The sequence below is a fragment of the Streptomyces sp. NPDC057682 genome (genome assembly GCF_042799575.1).
Lineage (GTDB): Bacteria > Actinomycetota > Actinomycetes > Streptomycetales > Streptomycetaceae > Streptomyces.
The window spans coordinates 24,279-44,876 of the sequence record NZ_JBHVIN010000021.1; the positions used below are offsets into that span (position 1 = coordinate 24,279).

General features: G+C 71.6%; 17 protein-coding genes and 1 pseudogene. 15 read left to right on the forward strand and 3 right to left on the reverse strand.

Annotated features, from left to right (window positions below; genetic code table 11):
- Positions 1-277: 277 nt before the first annotated feature.
- Positions 278-1,540, forward strand: coding sequence for a hypothetical protein (locus ACFVDM_RS31810; protein WP_383648510.1), 1,263 nt, complete (start codon positions 278-280; stop codon positions 1,538-1,540).
- 82 nt (positions 1,541-1,622) lie between these two features.
- On the opposite strand, the gene ACFVDM_RS31815 is transcribed toward ACFVDM_RS31810, so the two are convergent.
- Complete coding sequence (locus ACFVDM_RS31815) at positions 1,623-2,618, reverse strand: ATP-binding protein (RefSeq protein WP_383648512.1); 996 nt, start codon at positions 2,616-2,618, stop codon at positions 1,623-1,625.
- A gap of 102 nt (positions 2,619-2,720) precedes the next feature.
- Between ACFVDM_RS31815 and ACFVDM_RS31820 the strand changes: the two genes are divergently transcribed.
- A complete protein-coding gene (locus ACFVDM_RS31820; protein WP_383648514.1) occupies positions 2,721-3,545 on the forward strand; it encodes an oxidoreductase in 825 nt (274 codons plus the stop codon).
- 349 nt (positions 3,546-3,894) lie between these two features.
- Here the strand turns inward: ACFVDM_RS31820 and ACFVDM_RS31825 are convergent, their stop codons facing one another.
- Positions 3,895-4,731 (reverse strand): HAD family hydrolase, encoded by an 837-nt coding sequence (locus ACFVDM_RS31825; protein WP_383648517.1) that lies wholly within the window; start codon positions 4,729-4,731, stop codon positions 3,895-3,897.
- A 568-nt stretch (positions 4,732-5,299) separates the two neighbouring features.
- Between ACFVDM_RS31825 and ssd the strand changes: the two genes are divergently transcribed.
- The 7 genes and pseudogenes from ssd to ACFVDM_RS31860 form a co-directional block, all read left to right on the forward strand.
- Entirely contained in the window at positions 5,300-6,361 is a 1,062-nt protein-coding gene (gene ssd / locus ACFVDM_RS31830) for a septum site-determining protein Ssd (RefSeq protein WP_383648519.1), read from the forward strand.
- On the forward strand, positions 6,358-7,506 hold the full coding sequence (locus tag ACFVDM_RS31835) for a TadA family conjugal transfer-associated ATPase (RefSeq protein ID WP_383648522.1): 1,149 nt from the start codon (positions 6,358-6,360) through the stop codon (positions 7,504-7,506). Before ssd ends, ACFVDM_RS31835 begins: the two co-directional genes overlap by 4 nt.
- Positions 7,503-8,375, forward strand: a complete 873-nt coding sequence (locus ACFVDM_RS31840; protein WP_383648525.1) for a type II secretion system F family protein — start codon at positions 7,503-7,505, stop codon at positions 8,373-8,375. Before ACFVDM_RS31835 ends, ACFVDM_RS31840 begins: the two co-directional genes overlap by 4 nt.
- Entirely contained in the window at positions 8,372-9,220 is an 849-nt protein-coding gene (locus ACFVDM_RS31845) for a type II secretion system F family protein (RefSeq protein ID WP_383648528.1), read from the forward strand. Before ACFVDM_RS31840 ends, ACFVDM_RS31845 begins: the two co-directional genes overlap by 4 nt.
- A gap of 62 nt (positions 9,221-9,282) precedes the next feature.
- On the forward strand, positions 9,283-9,480 hold the full coding sequence (locus ACFVDM_RS31850) for a DUF4244 domain-containing protein (RefSeq protein WP_383648532.1): 198 nt from the start codon (positions 9,283-9,285) through the stop codon (positions 9,478-9,480).
- A complete protein-coding gene (locus ACFVDM_RS31855; protein ID WP_383648535.1) occupies positions 9,467-9,901 on the forward strand; it encodes a TadE family type IV pilus minor pilin in 435 nt (144 codons plus the stop codon). The genes ACFVDM_RS31850 and ACFVDM_RS31855 overlap by 14 nt, the downstream gene beginning before the upstream one ends.
- Positions 9,898-10,239 (forward strand): annotated as a pseudogene (locus ACFVDM_RS31860) (Rv3654c family TadE-like protein); the annotation flags it as partial. The gene ACFVDM_RS31855 and the pseudogene ACFVDM_RS31860, both read left to right, overlap by 4 nt.
- A 245-nt stretch (positions 10,240-10,484) precedes the next feature.
- Here ACFVDM_RS31860 and ACFVDM_RS31865 read toward each other — a convergent pair.
- Positions 10,485-12,929: a DEAD/DEAH box helicase gene (locus ACFVDM_RS31865; protein WP_383648538.1), complete on the reverse strand. Its 2,445-nt coding sequence runs from the start codon at positions 12,927-12,929 to the stop codon at positions 10,485-10,487.
- A gap of 78 nt (positions 12,930-13,007) precedes the next feature.
- On the opposite strand from ACFVDM_RS31865, the gene ACFVDM_RS31870 reads away from it, so the two are divergent.
- From ACFVDM_RS31870 to ACFVDM_RS31895, 6 genes are all read left to right on the forward strand, one after another.
- Positions 13,008-13,361 (forward strand): STAS domain-containing protein, encoded by a 354-nt coding sequence (locus ACFVDM_RS31870; RefSeq protein ID WP_003967428.1) that lies wholly within the window; start codon positions 13,008-13,010, stop codon positions 13,359-13,361.
- A 375-nt stretch (positions 13,362-13,736) separates the two neighbouring features.
- Positions 13,737-14,207: an ATP-binding protein gene (locus ACFVDM_RS31875; protein WP_383648541.1), complete on the forward strand. Its 471-nt coding sequence runs from the start codon at positions 13,737-13,739 to the stop codon at positions 14,205-14,207.
- Between the two features lie 380 nt (positions 14,208-14,587).
- Positions 14,588-17,023 (forward strand): sodium-translocating pyrophosphatase, encoded by a 2,436-nt coding sequence (locus ACFVDM_RS31880; protein WP_383648544.1) that lies wholly within the window; start codon positions 14,588-14,590, stop codon positions 17,021-17,023.
- A 302-nt stretch (positions 17,024-17,325) separates the two neighbouring features.
- Complete coding sequence (locus ACFVDM_RS31885; RefSeq protein WP_383648546.1) at positions 17,326-17,937, forward strand: small secreted protein; 612 nt, start codon at positions 17,326-17,328, stop codon at positions 17,935-17,937.
- A 73-nt stretch (positions 17,938-18,010) separates the two neighbouring features.
- Entirely contained in the window at positions 18,011-19,546 is a 1,536-nt protein-coding gene (locus ACFVDM_RS31890; protein ID WP_383648548.1) for a methyltransferase, read from the forward strand.
- On the forward strand, positions 19,543-20,550 hold the full coding sequence (locus ACFVDM_RS31895) for a winged helix-turn-helix domain-containing protein (protein ID WP_383648550.1): 1,008 nt from the start codon (positions 19,543-19,545) through the stop codon (positions 20,548-20,550). Before ACFVDM_RS31890 ends, ACFVDM_RS31895 begins: the two co-directional genes overlap by 4 nt.
- The last annotated feature ends 48 nt before the right edge of the window (positions 20,551-20,598 follow it).

Sequence of the window (20,598 nt, forward strand, 5' to 3'; positions counted from 1 at the left end):
CTCCTCCGGGGCAGCGCGGTCGCGGAACGTGGGGACGCGGCCGTGGGTCACGGCGTGCAGCGGCGGGATATCTCAACTCTCAGTAAACAGATCGTAATGGAGAGTAAAGATGCGTGTCCAGGATTACGGTCAAACAGGCTATCTAAGCACCCATTCAAGTGAATAAGTATCTTTTCATACGGCCTGTCGCCCGAATTTCTGTGCAGTGCGTGCGACTTTGACCGCGCCATGTCGGCGCGTTCGCGCACACGATTACTGCGAGGAAGAGGGTGGGCGGATGATGGCCGCCGCGAAGAGGATCGCCTTGGGTGTCATGACCGTCGCGCTGGTCGCGGGCGCCGCCGGATGCTCCGGGGCGGGGGCCGACCGGGACGCTTCCTCCGGCGTGGCCAAGGGGGCCGCCGGTGTGAAGGAGAAGGCCGAGGGGGCCGCGCCCAAGAGCGTGTTCCGTGCCATCGGCGACGGTTCCACCGCCTTCACCGGCATCCAGCCGAAGCAGCCGGCCGTCAAGCGCCTGATGCCCGGTCAGAAGCCCCCGCAGTTCGTGGTGTTCTCCTGGGACGGCGCCGGTGAGGACAGCCAGCGGCTCTTCTCGCACTTTCGCGAGGTGGGGAAGAAGTACGACGCGACCATGACGTACTTCCTCAGCGGGGTGTACCTGCTGCCGGAGGCCAAGCGCGCGCTCTACGACCCGCCCAAGCACAACGCAGGCAGTTCCGACATCGGGTTCAACGACACCAAGGGCATCCGCGACACCCTCGCCCAGGTCCGGGGCGCCTGGCTGGACGGCAACGAGATCGGCACCCACTTCAACGGTCACTTCTGCGGCAACGACGGAGGCGTCGGCACCTGGTCCGTCGAGGAGTGGAAGAGCGAGATCAGCCAGGCCAAGTCCTTCGTGAAGAGCTGGAGGACGAACGACCCGTCGCTCAAGAACGAGAAGGCGCTGCCCTTCGACTACGACAAGGAACTCGTCGGCGGCCGGACCCCCTGCCTGGAAGGGCAGAAGAACATGGTCGCCGCCGCGCGCGACATGGGCTTCCGCTACGACTCCAGCGGCGTCAACGACCAGGTCTGGCCCAAGAAGAAGGGAGGAATCTGGGACCTCTCGATGCAGCTCGTGCCGGTGCCGGGGCGCGCGTTCGAGACGCTCTCGATGGACTACAACTTCATGTTCAACCAGTCCGGTACGACCCAGGGCGACCCGGACCAGCACGAGTACTGGGGCAATCAGATGCGAGACGGCCTGATCCAGGCCTTCGACCGTTCGTACGGCGGCAACCGGGCACCCCTGATCATCGGCAATCACTTCGAGTCCTGGAACGGCGGCACCTATATGCGGGCCGTCGAGGAGACGATCCGGACCGTCTGCACCAAGGAAGGCGTGCGCTGCGTGTCCTTCAGGCAACTGGCGGACTGGCTGGACGCGCAGGACCCCGCGACCCTCGCGAAGCTCGGCACGCTGAAGGTCGGCCAGGCGCCGACGGCCGGCTGGTCGACCTTCCTCGCGGGCGCCCCCGGTAAGCGAGCTGCCCGCTAGGACGCGTACGGCGGGCCTCCGGGTCCCGCGTGGGTGCCGGGCCCGTCCGCGAGCGCTCGGACAGGCCCGGCACCCGACCGGCTCAGGCGGGCAGCGCGGCCCCGGCCCGTGCCGACCTCTCGTCGAGCACGAAGGCCGGGTCGACCTGTGCGGCGAGGTCGGCGCCCGTCTTCTCGTTGCCCCAGCTCTCCGCGTTCTTCAGATGGAAGTGCACCATCTGGCGCGTGTAGCGCTCCCAGTCCCGCTGCTCGTACGAGTCCTCCGCGGCGTTCTGCAGGGTCTGCAGGGCCATCCGGTTGTCCGCCTCCAGCAGCTCGAAGCGGGAGGGGCGGCCCTTCTCCATGGCCCGGACCCAGTCGGAGTGGCCGACGGTCACGAGCAGGTCGTCGCCGACCTCGTCGCGCAGGAACTCCAGGTCGTCCGGGCCCTGGACCTTGTTCCCGACGACCTTCAGCGCCACGCCGTAGTCCCGCGCGTACTCCTTGTACTGCCGGTAGACCGACACGCCCTTCCGGGTCGGCTCGGCGACGAGGAACGTCATGTCGAACCGGGTGAACATCCCGGAGGCGAACGAGTCCGACCCGGCGGTCATGTCGACCACCACGTACTCCTCCGGACCGTCCACGAGGTGGTTCAGGCAGAGCTCCACCGCGCCGACCTTGGAGTGGTAGCAGGCCACCCCCAGGTCCGACTCCGTGAAGGGCCCCGTGGCCATCAGCCGGATGTCGCCGTCGTCGAGCCGCACCGTCCGGGCGCAGGCGTCGTAGATCGGGTTGTCCTCGTCCACGCGCAGCAGCCGGGAGCCCTCACCGGGCGGGGTCGTCTTGATCATCGTCTCGGCCGAGGCGATCCGCGGGTTGCTGCCGCGGAGATAGTCCTTGATCAGAGGCAGCTGTGCCCCCATGGCGGGCAGCGCCGCCGACTCCTCCTCGTCGAGGCCGAGTGCGGCCCCCAGATGCTGGTTGATGTCGGCGTCCACGGCGACGACATGGGCTTCATTGGCGGCAAGGTGGCGGATGAAGAGCGAGGACAGCGTGGTCTTCCCGCTGCCGCCCTTCCCTACGAAAGCGATCTTCATGTTCACCTAGGGTAGCCGCATGACTGCGGTGTGCTGTCGAAGTTCGTGAAGAAGGCCACTCCGGGGCGGCGGGTCTGCAAGGGGCGCGTAGCCTCGCTACCTATGAGTACGACTTCCTCGGACCCGCTTGCCACCCTGGGCGCCCTGCCGGGCGTGAGCGATGCGGTGGACTCCGTGCGCAAGGCCGTCGACCGGGTCTACGGCCACCGCGTCATGCGGCGTCGCAGCAACGAAGTGACGGCCGAGGCGGCCCTGCGGGGCGCCCGCGGGTCGGCCGCGCTCTCCGGTGCCGACTGGAACCTGGAGGAGGTGCGCCGACGTACGGACTTCCGTGGCGACGACGGTGCGCAGGTGGTCGGGGCCGCTCTGCGGCTGACCGCCGAGGCGGGCCAGCTGCTTTCCGTCTGGCGTCAGTCCCCGCTGCGCGTTCTCGCGCGACTGCACCTCGTCGCCGCCGGGGGCGCCGCGCCGGACGACTCGGTCGGTCGGCCCCGGCTGGCCGGCGAGCCGGTCGACGAACCGCTCGTCGAGGCCCCGCTGCCGGACGCCGAGGAGGTCGCCGGCCGACTGGAGGGGCTCAGCGGGCTCATCCTTTCGGGGAGCGCGGCACCTGCCCTGGTGACGGCCGCCGTGGTCCACGGGGAACTGCTGGCGTTGCGCCCCTTCGGTTCCTTCAACGGGCTGGTGGCCCGGACCGCCGAGCGGATCGTGCTGATCGGGAGCGGGCTCGACCCCAAGTCGATCTGCCCCGCCGAGGTCGGCCATGCCGAGCAGGGCAAGGCCGCCTATGTGAAGGCCTTCGACGGCTATCTGTCCGGGACCCCGGAAGGGATGGCCGCCTGGATCGCGCACTGCGGACGGTCGGTGGAACTGGGTGTCCGGGAGTCGACCGCGGTCTGCGAGGCACTTCAGCGGGGCGCCGCCTAGAGCGCGGACGGCCCGGAAAAGAGTTGCGGCGGTACCGGAATCGGTACCGCCGCTGGCATGTCCACCCAGTTACCAAGCGTCCTCGATATATGCCCATCAGGCCGGGGTCTTTGCCCGCTCCTGGTGCGGCTGGCCCGTAATCGACGGGTCGACGTCGCGTGGGTGCCCGGTTTCCATGCGCGGTCCGTGGGGCCTGTCTGCGTTCTCAGGTCATCCTCGCGGATGTCCTTGGTCTCGCGGGCCGTTGAGTCCTTTGTACTCCAGGGTCCGGGTGATCGGAAGTGCTGGCGGCACTTCTTTACTTTTGCGTTCAATTACGGACGAGTCGGTTCAATTCAAAGGGGTCGAATTACGCGGACGCGGTGGCGCGGCGACGCGCGGTGTACCAGACGAGTCCGGCCGTGAGGGCCGCCGCACCGACGGCGGCGGCCGCCATGAGGGCGGGGCGGGGCGGCATCGAAAAGGCGGGCAGGCGCTGCTTGAGTCGGACCGGGCGGTCGAAGACGAGGATCGGCCACTCCCGCAGAGTCGCCTCACGGCGCAGCGCCCGATCGGGGTTGACCGCGTGCGGGTGGCCCACGGACTCCAGCATCGGCACATCGGTGGCCGAGTCGCTGTACGCGTAACAGCGGGCGAGGTCGTACCCCTCCGACACGGCCAGGGCCCGGATGGCCTCGGCCTTCGTCGGGCCGTACGCGTAGTACTCCACCTCGCCGGTGAAGCATCCGTCGTCACCGACGACCATGCGGGTGGCGACGACGCGGTCGGCGCCCAGCAGCTCGCCGATCGGCTCGACCACCTCGGCACCGGAGGTCGAGACGATCACCACGTCGCGACCCGCGGTGTGGTGCTCCTCGATCAGGGTGGCGGCCTCGTCGTAGATGATCGGGTCGATCAGGTCGTGCAGGGTCTCGGCGACAATTTCTTTCACCTGCTGCACGTTCCAGCCCTTGCAGAGAGATGACAGATATTCACGCATCCGCTCCATCTGGTCGTGATCCGCACCCCCGGCGAGGAACACGAACTGTGCGTACGCGGTGCGCAGTACGGCGCGGCGGTTGATCAGCCCGCCTTGGTAGAAGGACTTGCTGAAGGTCAGTGTCGAAGACTTCGCAATGACCGTCTTGTCCAGGTCGAAGAAGGCAGCTGTGCGCGGCAAGAAGCGGTTTTCCACAAGGCAGAGCATAGGGGCCCGCCATTCGGCGTAAACCCCGGCGCGTGGGTTTGCCTGAGAAGGGGCTCGGGTACACCATGGAAGTCACGGATCGTTCGCGACCGTGCTAACCCGGTCCGACTCCTCCCCCCCCCCGAGTCGGCCGTGGGGACGACCCCCGCTCTCCCCCCCGGCGGGGGTCGTCGCATGTCCGGACGCGGTTCTGCCGCTCGGTTTCGCGCATCTCTCCTCCTTCTCGCTCGTGACGGGCCATGCCCGCACCCGGCTCGCACCAGCATGCGCGGTCGCGGTGCGTAGCGGAAGGGGTGCTCTCCGGAAGTCGCCGGTTCGAGTTACGGAGTTATTCACAAGGGCGGTCTTGTCCACAGTTCTTGAGCAAGATCCACACGATTTTCCGTAACGCTGCACGGTGATTCCACCCGTGAAGTCCACGGGTTCCGGAATCACCGTTCTCGGGCCACTCCGAGAGCGCCGTGAACCGCGGTGAAGGTGAGTGAAGAAGGGGGCGGAGAACGTGGCTGAATCCAGTGCACGGGATCGTGTGCCGACTGCCGGTCCGCGAAGGGGCGGCCCGCTGATCGTGACCGAGGACGTGGACCTGCTCGACGATCTGTTGCGGTTGTGTGCGGCGGCCGGGGCCGAGCCCGAGGTCCATCACACGCTGCCCGACCGGCGGGGCGGCTGGGAGCAGGCACCCCTGGTGCTCGTCGGGGACGACGCGGCGGCACGGTGCGGCGGTGCCTCCCGCAGACGGGGCGTGATGCTCGTCGGGCGGGACCAGGACAGCCCGGACGTGTGGCGCAGGGCCGTCGAGATCGGCGCCGAGTACGTGCTGCGCCTGCCGGACGCGGAGAACTGGCTGGTCGACCAGATCGCCAACGCGGCCGAGGGCGTGGGCCGCCCGGCGCTGACCGTCGGCGTGATCGGCGGACGCGGTGGCGCCGGTGCCTCCACGCTGGCCTGCGCACTCGCGGTGACCGCGGCGCGGGCCGGGCACCGCACGATGCTGATCGACGGCGATCCGCTGGGCGGCGGCATCGACGTCCTGCTCGGCGGCGAGCGCGCCGAAGGGATGCGCTGGCCCGACTTCGCGCACTCCAAGGGGAGGGTCGGCGGCGGGGCCCTGGAGGAGGCGCTGCCCGCGCTGCACGGGCTGCGGGTGCTCAGCTGGGGCCGGGACGACTGGGTGGTGATTCCGCCGCAGGCCATGCAGGCGGTCCTCGCCGCCGCGCGGAGGCTCGGAGGCGTGGTGGTCGTCGACCTCCCGCGCCGGGTCGACGAGTCGGCCGCCGAGGCCCTGGCACAGCTCGACCTCGGGCTCGTGGTCGTGCCCGGAGAGCTGCGCGCGGTCGCGGCGGCGAAGCGGGTCGCGTCGATGGCCGGAATGGTGCTGGGCGACCTCCGCGTCGTCACGCGTGGACCGTACGCGTCCGGGCTCGACGAGCAATGGGTGGCGAGGGCGATGGGGCTTCCACTCGCCGGAGAGCTTCCCACCGAGCCGGGTCTGCTCGCCGAACAGGACAGGGGCGACCCGCCCGGTTCCGGTGCCCGCGGCCCGTTGGCGCGGTTCTGCTCGGCCTTCTGGGACCGGGCACTTGCCGGAGAGGGCGCCGGGGGTTCCGTCGTGGGAGGCGCGTCATGACCGAGGCGCTGCTGGACGCGGTGCGACAGCGCCTGGCGCAGAGCGGTGCGGCGCCGACTCCGGCGGGGGTGGCGGCCGCGCTGCGTGCGCAGGGAAGGCTGCTCGGCGACGTCGAAGTACTCGGCACGGCGGACGAGTTGCGCGGCGAGCTGGTCGGCACGGGGCTTCTCGAACCCCTTCTCGCCGACCCGGATGTGTCCGACGTGCTGGTGTCCGCCCCGGACCGGGTGTGGGTGGACCGGGGGCGCGGGCTCGAACTGACCGACGTGACCTTCGCCGACGCGGCCGCGGTCCGCCGGCTCGCACAACGGCTCGCGGCCGTCGCCGGGCGCCGCCTGGACGACGCCCGGCCCTGGGTGGACGCCCGGCTGCCCGACGGCACCCGTATGCACGCCGTGCTGCCGCCCGTGTCGGTCGGCTCGACGTGCCTCTCCCTCAGGGTGGTGCGTCCCAAGGCCTTCTCGCTCCGCGAGCTGGTCGGGGCCGGGACCGTGCCGCCGGGCGGCGACCGTGTGCTGAGGGCGTTGGTGGAAGCCCGCGTCTCCTATCTGATCAGCGGTGGTACGGGCGCGGGGAAGACCACCCTCCTGTCCAGCATGCTCGGCGCGGTGGGGGAGAGGGAGCGGATCGTCCTCGCCGAGGACTCGGCGGAACTCCGCCCCGACCACCCGCACGTGGTGCGGCTCGAATCCCGTCCCGCGAACCAGGAGGGCGCGGGACGGGTGTCCCTCCGGGACCTGGTGCGGCAGGCCCTTCGGATGCGCCCCGACAGGCTTGTGGTCGGAGAGGTGCGAGGAGCCGAGGTCACCGAACTGCTGGCCGCTCTGAACACCGGCCACGAGGGCGGCTGCGGAACGGTCCACGCGAATGCCGCCGAGCACGTTCCCGCCCGTCTGGAGGCGCTGGGCACGGCGGCAGGGCTGGACAGGGCGGCGCTGCACAGCCAGTTGGCGGCGGCGTTGTCGGTCGTCGTCCATCTTGTACGGGACCGGGCGGGGCGGCGCAGGATCTCCGCGATCCAGGTCCTGGAGCGCGACATGGCCGGGCTGGTGGTGACCGTTCCGGCACTGCGCTGGGGAGCGTCCGGCTTCGAGCGGGAGCGCGGCTGGGAGCGGCTGGAATCCCTCATCGGCGGTGAGGGATGAACGGCGGCGCGCCGACGGAGGCGGTGTACGCGGCGGCGCTGTTCGCGGGTGCGGCGGCATGGGTGGTGGCCTCGGGGCAGAACCGCGGACACCGCAGGGCCTGGGGGATGTTCGGACCGGACGGGGCGCGGAGCCCTGTGCGGGAGACCTGGGAGGGCGGGCGTGGCCGTCTCCTGGAGTGGTCGGCAGAAAGGCGGGAGTGGGTGTGCCTGCCGATGGGTCTGGTCCTGGCGGTATGCGGTGCGTCTGTGTTGCCGGTGATGCTGGGGGTGGTCGCGATTCCGGTGGTGCGGCGGTGGCTGCGCGGAAGGAGGCTGCGCCGGGACGGGGAACGCCGGGCGGATGCCGTGGTCGACCTGTGCGGCGCGGTGGTGGGTGAGTTGAGAGCGGGCGCTGAGCCGGGGCGGGCCCTGCTCGCCGCCGTGCGCGGGGTCGGTGCGGGGGACGCGTCCTGGTCCGGGGTGTTCGCCGCGGCGCGGTTCGGGGGCGACATCCCCGGCGCGCTGGGCCAGGCCGCGCGCGAACCCGGGCGGGAGGGGCTCGTGGGCGTGGCCGCCTGCTGGCGGGTGGCCGCGGACGGCGGCGCGGGTCTCGCGGCCGGACTGGACCGGCTGGAGAGCGCGTTGCGCGCGGAGCGGCGTGGACGAGAGGAGTTGAGGGCCCAGCTGACCGGGGCCTGGTCGACCGTCGTGGTGCTGGCGCTGCTGCCGGTCGTGGGCATCGCGTTGGGAACGGCGCTCGGGGCGGACCCGCTGAGGGTGTTGCTGCACCATCCGGTCGGACTGGCCTGTCTGGTGGCGGGCGGAGCCCTCGAAGCGCTCGGCCTGGCGTGGGCCGCACGGATCGTACGTGCGGGGGAGGCGCCATGAGCGGTATCGCTTCGGCCGAAGTTGTCCACAGGGTGGGGACGGCGGCCCTGCTGCTGGGCATGAGCGCGGCGTCGGCCCGTGTGCTGGTCCGGTACCGGACCGGGCGCAGGGTACGGCGACGAGGAGCGGCGCTGTTCGCCGTCGCCGTCGCGGAGGCTCCGGAGGCGGGGCGCGCGGTGCCGATGAACCCGGCGCCGCGTGGAACAGGGTGGCGGAAAGCGGCCTCGGGTCTCGGGCAGTGGCCCGCGTTGCTGGGCGTGGTGCTGACGGGCTGGTTCCTGATGGGTGGCCTTACGGGATGGGCGACTGGGCTGCTGGCCGCCTGGGGTGCCCGGCGATGGCAGCGCACCCATTACGGGGAAGCGGCCGAGGCGGAGGCCGAGCGGGCGGCGAGAGCGGCCGAGTCGCTGCGGCAGATGCCGATGGCGGCGGATCTGCTGGCCGCCTGCATCTCCGCGGGGGCCGGCCCTCGGGAGGCGGCCGAGGCGGTCGGTACGTCCCTCGGCGGGCCCGTGGGGACGCGGCTGGCCCGTACGGCGGCGGAGATCCGGCTCGGGAGCGACCCGGTCGCCGCCTGGGGGCGGTTCGGCGGGATACCGGGTGGCTCGGCACTGGCGCGCTGTCTGGAGCGGGCCGGAACGACCGGTGCGCCCGCGGCGGAGCCGGTCGCCCGTCTGGCCGGGGCACTGCGCGCCGAACGGGCGAGCGCCGCCCTGGCGCGGGCCCAACGGGCCGGCGTGCTGATCACCGGCCCGGTCGGGCTCTGCTTCCTCCCGGCATTCCTTTCCGTCGGTGTGGCGCCCGTGGTGGTCGGACTGGCGGGTGGGCTGCTCCGGACGGGGTGACCCGAAAGGCCGATTCAAAAGCAATTCATGCGAACAACTACGTTTCACGGGGGTTTGAAATCATGCGGATGATCATGTGCTGGGTCCGGGCCACGACGCGGCGTATGCGGACGGACAGCGGAATGACGACATCGGAATACGCCGTCGGAACCATCGCGGCCTGCGCGTTCGCTGCGGTGCTCTACAAGGTGGTGACCAGCGCACCGGTGATGGCGCAGATGCAGGCGCTGCTGAAGGACGCGCTCGATGCGAAATTCTGAGCCGGTCGGGGGGAGCGCGGCATGCCGGTCGGCGGTGTCCGCTCGGGAGGGCCCCTTCGGCGGTGACGCGCGGCGCCGGGACCGGGGTGCGGTGACGGCGGAGGCGGCCATGGCGATTCCCGTACTGGTCCTCTTCGCGCTGGCCCTTCTGTGGGCACTCATGGCGGCATCGGCGCAGATCCGCTGTGTGGACGCGGCACGGGCCGGTGCGCGGGCGGCCGCCCGTTCCGAACCGGAGGCGGCGGTACGTGAGGCCGCCCTGTCGGCCGCGCCCGGACGGGCCCGGGTCGAGGTGGTGCGGGCCGATGGACTGTGGCGGGTCAGGGTCGCGGCGCCGGCACCCGGCCCCGGTCCACTCACCGTGACGCTGGACGCGGAGGCCGTCGCCGCGGCCGAGGACACGATCGGGGCGGCGCCATGACGCGGCTCGGGGAGTTCGCGACCGGGCGGCGGCGGACGAGCGGCCCCGTGGCGGCGCGGTGGTCGGGGGCCTGCGGTGAGCGGCGGGACCGGGGAGTGGCGACCCTGTGGGCCGCGGTCACGGCGGTGGCGCTGTGCGCGGTGTTCGCCGTGGTCCTGGCGCTGGGGGAGGCGGTGGCGGCCCGGCACCGGGCCGGGGGCGCCGCCGATCTGGCCGCGCTGGCGGCGGCCGACCGTGCCCTGGAGGGCCCCGAACCCGCCTGCCGGTCGGCCCGGGAGGTCGCCGAGGCGCAGGGGGCCGAGCTGGTGCGGTGCGCCGTCCAGGGGGAGATCGCGGATGTGACGGCCCGGGTCCGCCGTGGCCCCTACACGCCCGAGGTCAGGTCCCGGGCGGGTCCGGCGTCGGAGACGCCCGCCGTGTCTCCGTCGGCCGTGCCTCCGATCACCGGGGAACCGGTGGCAGCGTGGGGCGCGCCCGTCCCGGCCGACCGTTCGGGGCGGCGTCCCGAAGGATCGCGGGCCGCGGGCGGCCGGTGCTTCGGGGGTCTGCGGCCCCCGGGGCGGCCGGGTGGGGGCCCGGGGCGTCACGCGTGCCGGAGGAGTTCGGTGAGGAGGCGGACGGCGCCGCGTTTGTGCAGCGGCTCGTTGCCGTTGCCGCACTTGGGGGACTGGATGCAGGAGGGGCAGCCCGCCTCGCACTCGCAGGAGGCGATGGCCTGACGTGTCGCGGTGAGCCACTCGCGGGCGGTGTGGAAGGCGCGTTCGGCGAAGCCCGCGCCTCCGGGGTGGCCGTCGTAGACGAACACGGTCGGCAGCAGCGTGTCGGGGTGCAGGGGCACGGACACCCCGCCGATGTCCCAGCGGTCGCAGGTGGCGAAGAGAGGCAGCATGCCGATCGACGCGTGCTCGGCGGCGTGCAGCGCGCCGCCGAGGATCTCCGGATTGATCCGCGCCGCGTCGAGCTGGTCCTCGGTGACCGTCCACCACACGGCGCGGGTGCGCAGCGTGCGTGGCGGCAGGTCGAGCTTGGTCTCGCCGAGCACCTCGCCGGTGATCAGCTTGCGGCGGAGGAAGGAGACGACCTGGTTGGTCACCTCCACGGAGCCGTAGCACAGCCGGCCGTCCCCCCAGGGGACCTCGGTGTCGGTCTCCAGAACGGTGATGGCGGTGGTGTCGCGGGCGGTCGTGGAGTACGGCGGCTGGGCGTCCTCCACCAGGGCGACCGAGTCGTCGAGGTCCAGTTTCCGGACCAGATAGGTGCGGCCCTGGTGGAGGTGGACCGCGCCCTCGTGGACGGCGGTGTGCGCGGCGGACTCGTCGACGGTGCCCAGCAGCCGGCCGGTGCCCTCCTCGACGATCTGTACGGGCCGGCCTCCCCCGCCGCGGATGTCCGTCAGGTCGGAGGCGCGCTCGCGCCGGGTCCAGTGCCATCCGGCGGGCCGTCGGCGGAGCAGCTTCGCGGCTTCCAGCTGCGGCAGCAGCTCGGCCGACGCGGGACCGAAGAGCGCCAGATCGGCTTCGGTGAGCGGCATCTCGGCGGCGGCGGCGCACAGGTGGGGGGCCAGGACGTACGGGTTGTCGGGGTCGAGGACGGTGGATTCCACCGGCTGCCGGAACAGGGCCTCGGGGTGGTGGACCAGGAAGGTGTCCAGCGGGTCGTCGCGGGCCACCAGGATGGCGAGCGCGCCCTGGCCCGAGCGCCCCGCGCGCCCGGCCTGCTGCCACAGGGAGGCCCTGGTGCCGGGATATCCCGCGATGACGACGGCGTCCAGGCCGGACACATCGATGCCGAGTTCGAGGGCGGTGGTGGCGGCAAGGCCGAGGAGGGAACCGGAGTGCAGGGCGCGCTCCAGGGCGCGGCGCTCCTCGGGGAGATAGCCCCCGCGATACGCGGCGACACGGGCCGGGAGAGAGCGGTCGACCTCGGCGAGGCGTTCCTTGGCGATGACGGAGATCAGCTCGGCGCCGCGCCGCGAGCGCACGAAGGCGACGGAGCGCACGCCCTGGACGGTCAGGTCGGTGAGCAGGTCGGCGGTCTCGGCCGTGGCCGTGCGCCGGACGGGTGCGCCCTTCTCGCCGTGCAGCTCGGTCAGGGGCGGCTCCCACAGGGCGAATACCATCTCGCCGCGCGGGGAGGCGTCGTCGGCGACCTCGGTCACGGGAAGTCCCGTGAGGCGGCCCGCGGCGACCGAGGGGTCGGCGGAGGTGGCGGAGGCGAGGAGGAAGACCGGGTCGGCGCCGTAGCGGGCGCACAGACGGCGGAGCCTGCGTATGACCTGGGCGACGTGCGAGCCGAAGACTCCCCGGTAGGTGTGGCACTCGTCGATGACGACGTAGCGCAGCGCACGCAGGAAGGAGGACCAGCGGGGGTGGGACGGGAGTATCCCGCGGTGCAGCATGTCGGGGTTGGTCAGGACGTAATTGGCGTACTGACGCACCCATTCGCGTTCTTCCACCGGGGTGTCGCCGTCGTAGACGGCGGGCCGGACGCCGTTGCCCAGCGGGGCCGCCAGTGCCCGGACGGAACGGCGCTGGTCGGCCGCCAGGGCTTTGGTGGGAGCGAGGTACAGGGCGGTCGCCCCCCGGCCGTTGGGGGCCTCGGAGCCGTCCAGGAGGGTGCTCAGGACCGGGGCCAGATAGGCGAGCGACTTGCCCGACGCGGTGCCGGTGGCGATCACGACGGACTCGCCGTCGAGGGCGTGCTCGGCGGCGAGTGCCTGGTGGGCCCACGGATGGCCGATTCCGGCCGCCTGAATCGCGGCGATCACTTCCGGACGGATGCGATCGGGCCAGACGGCATGGGTTCCCGCGCGCGGGGGCAAGTGCTCCGTATGAGTGATGCGCGCGGACCGGCCCGCCCCTGCGGCGAGCCGGTCGAGGACCGTGTCGGGAGAGGGGCTGGAGCCCGCGCTCCCGGGCGGTCGACTGGGGCGGTGATTCTTGGCCATCGGCACCGAGTGTGTCACTGGCGAGACGGACAATGGTCCCAAGGCGTCGTGCATGGCTGCCCGTAAGTGATTGAATGCCATCGCGGCTGGCGATCCGTCCCCTGACTCCGTCGGGGAGACCGAGGGGCGACCGCTCGATAGCAAGGTGCTGGAGGATCCGTGGACCTGTCCTTGTCGACTCGCAATGTGTCCGGCCCTGGTGGCGACCGTACGGTCGTCGAGGTCGGTGGCGAGATTGATGTGTATACCGCGCCCAAGCTGCGCGAGCAGTTGGTCGAGTTGGTGAATGACGGCAGCTACCACCTGGTTGTCGACATGGAAGGCGTCGATTTCCTCGACTCCACCGGTCTCGGCGTGCTCGTGGGCGGCCTGAAGCGCGTGCGGGCGCACGAGGGCTCGCTGCGCCTGGTGTGCAACCAGGAGCGCATTCTCAAGATTTTCCGGATCACCGGTCTCACCAAGGTGTTCCCGATCCACACCACGGTCGACGAGGCCGTGGCGGCGACCGACTGACCCTCCGCTCGCGGTCGGACCGGCTGTGGAGCCGGTCCGGCGGTGTGGCCGGCACGTGGGCCGTTTGGACCGGGCCGCCGGGTGGGCACCGCCGTGCTGCCGACACTCGGCGGGCGGGTTCGGCGAGCCCGCTGAAGGTGCTCGTCAGCGCCCGTCCTCGGTCGCCCGTCACCCGATCGGCGGATTGCGGTCGCATTCCTCCGTGGACGCGGCGGTCGGTCCGGAGGTGGTGTGGTGCGCCTGGCCCGTGTCGGCCGTCGGCAGTCGCCGACAGGGGCCGCGGGCCGGACGGCAGGGCCTCCCAGGCAGGGCGGTGAACCGGGCGATGCTCCCCGGGCCACCGACGCAGACATTCGAACGTTCGAGGGGGATCGCATGGCCACCGTTGAACTCCGCTTCAGCGCCCAGCCCGAACACGTCAGAACGGCCCGCCTCGTGGCGGCCGCCGTGGCGCGACGGGCCGGAGTCGACGAAGCCGTGCTCGACGAGGTCAGACTCGCCGTGGGGGAGGCCTGCAGCCGGGCGGTGGGGCTGCACCGAAGCCATGGCATCACGGCCCCCGTGAAGGTCGTCCTGATCGAGGAGGAGAAGTCCTTCTCGATCGAGGTCGGCGACGAGGTTCCCGGTCCCGGTGCCGACGGATCCGTGTCCGGTGGTTCCGGAAGCCGTGACGCGGCCCCCGGCGGGCTCGACGAGCCGGAGCCGGACACCGACGGCGACGGTGAGGACGAGATGGGCCTGGCGGTCATCAGCGGACTCGTCGACGACGTGGAGGTCAGGTCGGGGGCCGACGGCGGAGTCATCCGGATGAGCTGGCCGAAGACGCCCGCGACCGTCCTGCCCTGAGCGCCCCGCCGGGCGACCCGAGAGGCCCGGGGCCGGTCCGCGGCGCTCCGCGGTACGCGATCCGGGGGGAATCCGTCCGATGACGTCGCCGATGGGGATCGGACGCCGACGCGACCCGACGGTCGCCCCGACGGGGCCGACGACCGCCCCTGATCCATTTTCCATGAGGCCCTGCTGAGCAGGGCCTCTTTTCATGAATGCGCGATCAGCGATCATTCATGAATGCGTTGGGCCCATTACTGCATTCGGATCAATGGGTGAACCCGATCAATTGCCGTTCGGTGGACGAAGGCCAATGGTATTTACCGCGCACTGTTTTGATCGTGTTCCTCTCCCTACAATCCGTCCACGACTTGAGCGCTGAGCGTCAAGGAGGACGTATGGCGGGGTCCGGCACCACATCACTGGCAGAACCGACGCAGCATTCCGCACTTTCCGACCCATCCGACACTTTGGCTTCCGCGGTACTCACCGATGACAATCGCGTCATCGTGATCGTCGTCGCGGTCGTCGCCGTCGCCGCGCTGATCGTCGCCCGTCTGCTGGTGAGGCAGGTGCTGGCGGCGGGCGAGGGCAGCGAGCGGATGAAAGAGATCGCGGCCGCCGTCCAGGAAGGGGCGAACGCCTATCTGGCCCGGCAGTTGCGCACCGTCGGCGTCTTCGCCGTCGTGGTCTTCTTCCTTCTCCTGCTGCTTCCGGCCGACAACTGGTCCCAGCGCGTGGGTCGTTCGGTGTTCTTCCTGGTGGGTGCGCTTTTCTCGGCGGCCACCGGATACATCGGGATGCGACTCGCCGTGCGGAGCAATGTCCGGGTGGCGGCCGCCGCGCGTGAGGCGACTCCGGCGGAAGGCGAACCGGAAAAGGATCTCACCGTCGTTTCGCACAAAGCCATGAAGATCGCATTCCGCACGGGCGGGGTGGTCGGCATGATCACCGTGGGCCTGGGGCTCCTCGGTGCCTCCTGCGTGGTCCTCGTCTACGCGGCCGACGCGCCCAAGGTGCTGGAGGGCTTCGGGCTCGGGGCGGCGCTGATCGCGATGTTCATGAGGGTCGGGGGCGGGATCTTCACCAAGGCCGCCGATGTCGGTGCCGATCTGGTCGGCAAGGTGGAACAGGGCATTCCGGAGGACGATCCGCGCAACGCCGCCACGATCGCGGACAACGTGGGCGACAACGTGGGGGACTGCGCGGGCATGGCCGCCGACCTCTTCGAGTCGTACGCCGTCACGCTCGTCGCCGCGCTCATCCTCGGCAAGGCGGCCTTCGGGGACTCCGGGCTCGCCTTCCCCCTGATCGTGCCGGCGATCGGGGTGATCACCGCGATGATCGGCATCTTCGCGGTCGCACCGAGGCGTTCCGACCGCAGCGGGATGACCGCGATCAACCGCGGATTCTTCGTCTCGGCCGTCATCTCGCTCGTGCTGGTGGCCGTCGCCGTCTTCGTGTACCTGCCGTCCTCGTACGCGGAACTGGACGGGGTCTCCGACGCCGGAATCACCTCGCACGGCGGCGATCCGCGGGTCTTCGCGCTGGTCGCCGTCGCGATCGGCATCGTGCTGGCGGCGCTGATCCAGCAGTTGACCGGGTACTTCACCGAGACGAGCCGGCGCCCCGTCAGGGACATCGGGAAGTCCTCGCTGACCGGGCCGGCCACCGTCGTCCTGGCGGGCATCTCCCTCGGTCTGGAGTCGGCCGTCTACACCGCGCTCCTCATCGGTCTCGGCGTCTACGGGGCCTTCCTGCTCGGGGGCACGTCGATCATGCTGGCGCTGTTCGCGGTGGCGCTGGCCGGGACCGGGCTGCTGACCACGGTCGGTGTGATCGTCGCCATGGACACCTTCGGTCCGGTCTCCGACAACGCCCAGGGCATCGCCGAGATGTCCGGGGACGTCACCGGTGCCGGGGCGCAGGTCCTCACCGATCTGGACGCCGTGGGCAACACCACCAAGGCCATCACCAAGGGGATCGCCATCGCCACCGCGGTCCTGGCGGCTGCGGCGCTCTTCGGCTCCTACCGCGACGCGATCGCCACCGCGGTCGACGACGTCGGGGCCTCGGCCGGGGAGATGGGGCTGAGCCTCGACATCTCGCAGCCCAACAACCTGGTGGGGCTGATCCTCGGCGCGGCGGTCGTGTTCCTCTTCTCCGGACTGGCCATCAACGCGGTGTCCCGGTCCGCGGGGGCCGTGGTGTACGAGGTGCGGCGGCAGTTCCGCGACCATCCCGGGATCATGGACCGCACGGAGAAGCCGGAGTACGGGCGGGTCGTCGACATCTGCACCAAGGACGCGCTCCGGGAACTGGCCACGCCCGGACTGCTCGCGGTGATGGCACCGATCGCGGTCGGGTTCACGCTCGGCGTCGGTGCGCTCGGCTCGTACCTGGCGGGCGCGATCGGCGCCGGCACGCTGATGGCGGTGTTCCTCGCCAACTCGGGCGGTGCCTGGGACAACGCCAAGAAGCTTGTCGAGGACGGCCACCACGGCGGCAAGGGCAGCGAGGCCCATGCGGCGACCGTCATCGGGGACACGGTCGGTGACCCGTTCAAGGACACGGCAGGCCCGGCGATCAACCCGCTGCTCAAGGTGATGAACCTGGTGGCGCTGCTCATCGCGCCCGCCGTGGTGCAGTTCAGCTACGGCGCGGACGCGAGCGCGGGCGTGCGGGCGCTGGTGGCGGTGGTGGCCCTCGTGGTCATCGTGGGCGCGGTCTACGCGTCGAAGCGCCGGGGCATCGCGGTCGGGGACGACGACGGCGCGGACGGAGGGGACGGAGCCGGTCCCGGCCGGGCGGCCGATCCGGCGGCCGCCGGCTGACCGGACCTCAGGGGCCGGGCGGGCGCACGTGCGTGACGGTGCGCCCACCTGGCCCTTCCTTCCCGGGCCACAAGGGAGGGCACGGGCCCGGTACATGGTTCGCGTCTCATCGGAACCACCCGTACGAGTGGTGATTCGGGCGGGTGTTCCCGAATCCGGGGGCCGTGTGGGTGAGTTGTATCTCCCTCGTTCTCCTTGGTGCAAATGGCTGCAAAAGCCGATCCATCGGACGCCCGGCACCCGGATGGAGGCCGTTCGCCGTGTAAGTTCCGGGGCCGAGAGCCTTGGAAGGGACCAATCCGGTGAACAAGAAGTGTGCGGCCGCGCTGTCCGGCGGTGCGGTACTCGTGCTGATGCTGTCGGGCTGCGGCGGCGACGACAGCGACGACAAGGTGAACGACTGGGCCAAGAAGGTCTGCGACCAGGTCCAGCCCCAGCTGCAGAAGATCGCGAACGCCAACGCGTCCATCCAGCAGCAGACCGCCGACAACAGCAAGCCCGCCGACGTCCAGCAGACCGACTCGGCCGCCTTCCAGCAGATCTCGCAGGCGTACAAGGCGCTCGGCACCGCGGTCGACTCGGCGGGCCCGCCGCCGGTCGACGACGGCGAGACGACGCAGAAGGAGGCCGTGAAGGAGCTCAACGCCTCCTCCGCGGCCTACGCCGACCTGCAGAAGAAGGTCGACGCGCTCGACACGAAGGACCAGGCGAAGTTCGCCGACGGTCTCAAGGGCATCGCGGACGAGCTGAACAAGATCAGCACCAACGGCGACCAGGCGCTGAAGAAGCTCCAGTCCGGTGAGGTCGGCACCGCCATGGCCAAGCAGGAGGGCTGCCAGAAGCCCACCGCCTCGGCTCCGCCGTCGGCCGGCGCGTCGAAGGAAGCCTCTCCCTCGCCCAGCAAGAAGGCGTAGCGCACGGGCGCACGGCCCGGCCGGACCCGCCGGTCCTGCCGGGCCGCTGCCGTTGTCAGTGGGAGCCCTCACAATGGGTGATGTGAGTAAGACCAGCCTTCCCGCCGCAGCCCACGCGTCCCCACTCCGCGAAGCCCTGCTCGCCGCCGACTTCACCGCCGACGGCCTGCTCGACCTGCTCGGCGCCCCCGCCTACACCGCGCTCGCCCGCAGCGAGACCGTGCCGGCCCTGCGGGCGACCCGGGGGGACTCCCCGCTCGACACCCTCGTCCGCCTCTTCCTGCTCCAGCGGCCGGTGCCGGCCGAGCGGGCGGCCGCCGTGCTGCCGCTGGAGGAGTGCCTGGCCGACGGCTGGCTGACCTCGTACGAGGGAGAGGTGCGTGCCACCGTCGATGTCCGGCCGTACGGCGGTCCGGACGGCCAGGACTGGTTCATCGTCTCCGACCTCGGATGCGCGGTCGGAGGGGCGGGAGGCATCGGCTCGCGCGAGGAAGGCGTCGTCCTCGGCATCGGCGGGGCCTCCACCACCCTCGCGGGGATCACGGTCCGCCGTCCTGTCGCCTCGGCCCTCGACGTCGGCACGGGCTCCGGCATCCAGGCGCTGCACGCCTCGCAGCACGCCACCAGGGTCACCGCCACGGATCTCAACCCCCGCGCCCTGGACTTCACCCGGCTCACCCTCGCCCTGTCCGGCGCCGCCCCGGCCGGTCTGCGCGAGGGTTCGCTCTACGACCCGGTCGCCTCGGAGACGTTCGACCTGATCGTCTCCAACCCGCCCTTCGTCATCTCGCCCGGCGCCCGCCTCACCTACCGGGACGGCGGCATGGAGGGCGACGAGCTGTGCCGGACCCTCGTGCGGCGGACGGGCGACCGGCTCAACGACGGCGGCTACGCGCACTTCCTGGCCAACTGGCAGCACACCGGGGACGAGGAGTGGCAGGACCGGGTGCGTTCCTGGGTGCCGGACGGCTGCGACGCCTGGATCGTCCAGCGCGAGGTGCAGGACATCACGCAGTACGCGGAGCTGTGGCTGCGGGACGGCGGTGACCACCGCACGGACCCGGCGGAGTACGCCGCACGGTACGACGCCTGGCTGGACGCGTTCGAGGCCTCGGGCACGAAGGCCGTCGGCTTCGGCTGGATCACCCTGCGCAAGTCCGCCGCGGCCGGGGCGGGAGCGCCCTCGATCGTCATCGAGGAGTGGCCGCACGCGGTGGAACAGCCCCTCGGCCCGGCCGTCGAGGCCCACTTCGCCCGCCAGGACTATCTGCGCGAGCAGGACGACGCGGCGCTCCTGGCCGGTCACTTCACGCTGGCCGCGGAGGTCGTGCAGGAGCAGGTCGGCATGCCCGGGGCGGAGGACCCGGAGCATGTGGTGCTCCGTCAGAACCGGGGCATGCGCCGCGCGACACGTGTGGACGCCGTCGGCGCCGGGTTCGCGGGCGTGTGCGACGGCTCGCTGCCCGCGGGCCGGATCCTGGACGCCATCGCCCAGGTGATGAACGAGGACCCGGTACTGCTGCGCGACCGCACCCCGCAGGCCATCCGGCTGCTCGTCGAGGAGGGCTTCCTGGAGCCCCTGCCCCCGGGCGGGCGGGCGACCGGATGATCCGTATCGAGCTGGACGAGGCCGCGCTCGGCGCGACGCGGATCACCATCAGCCCGCTGTGGGACGCCTTCTGCAGCCTGCATCTGGTCATGCCGCACCGCACGCCCTCCTGGCCCTACGAGGAATGGGCGGCACAGGCCCGCGCGGTGCTGCGCGAGGACGACCGGACGGAGCCGCTCCGACTGCTGATCGACGGGCCGGACCAGTTCCCGGACTTCCTGCTGCCGCGCCCGTTCGGGGCCACCGCGGTCGAGACGGAGCTGGACGCGGTGCGCGCCACCCCCGCCGCCGTCGTCCGGGCGGGCGTCGCCGAGCACTACGCGGGGCTGGAGGACCACCCCCTGATCCGCCCGTATCTGACGGACCCGGAGGAGGCCTGCGCGGCCCTCGCCGACGCGTACGCGGCGTACTGGGAGGGCGCCATGGCGGCGCACTGGCCCACCATGCGCCGGCTGGTCGAGGACGAGGTGCTCATCAGGGCCCGGACCTTCGCGACGGAGGGGATCGACGCGCTCTTCACCGGCCTGGAGAGCCGCGCCCGATGGACGCCGCCGGTGCTGGAACTGACCAAGCACATCGACGCCGAGTACCGGGCGGGGGAGCGGCGGCTGCTGCTCGTGCCGCTCGTCTTCGCCGAGGGCTGCCGGCTCTACTCCACCGACGACCCCGAGGTGCTGGCCGTCTCCTTCCAGGCCCGGGGTGCGGCGGCGCTCCGCGAGCGTCCCGCCGGACGCCCCGAGGGCGGGGACCGGCTCGGGCTGCTGCTGGGTCGCGGCCGGGCCTCGGTCCTGCGCCAGCTCGGCGGTCCGCTGACCACGGCCGGGATAGCCGACCGGCTGGGGCTGGCACCCAGCACGGTGTCGGAGCATCTCTCCGTCCTCGCCGAGGCGGACGTCGTCACCCGGCACCGGATCGGCCGCAGCGTGTACTACCAGCTCACGGACAGCGGCCGGGCCCTGCTGGCGCTGCTTTCGGGGGAGGACGTCCTGCACGCCGTCTCCTGAGGGAGGACGCGGGCGGAACGGCACACGGAGGCGGGGCCGGGTCCCGGG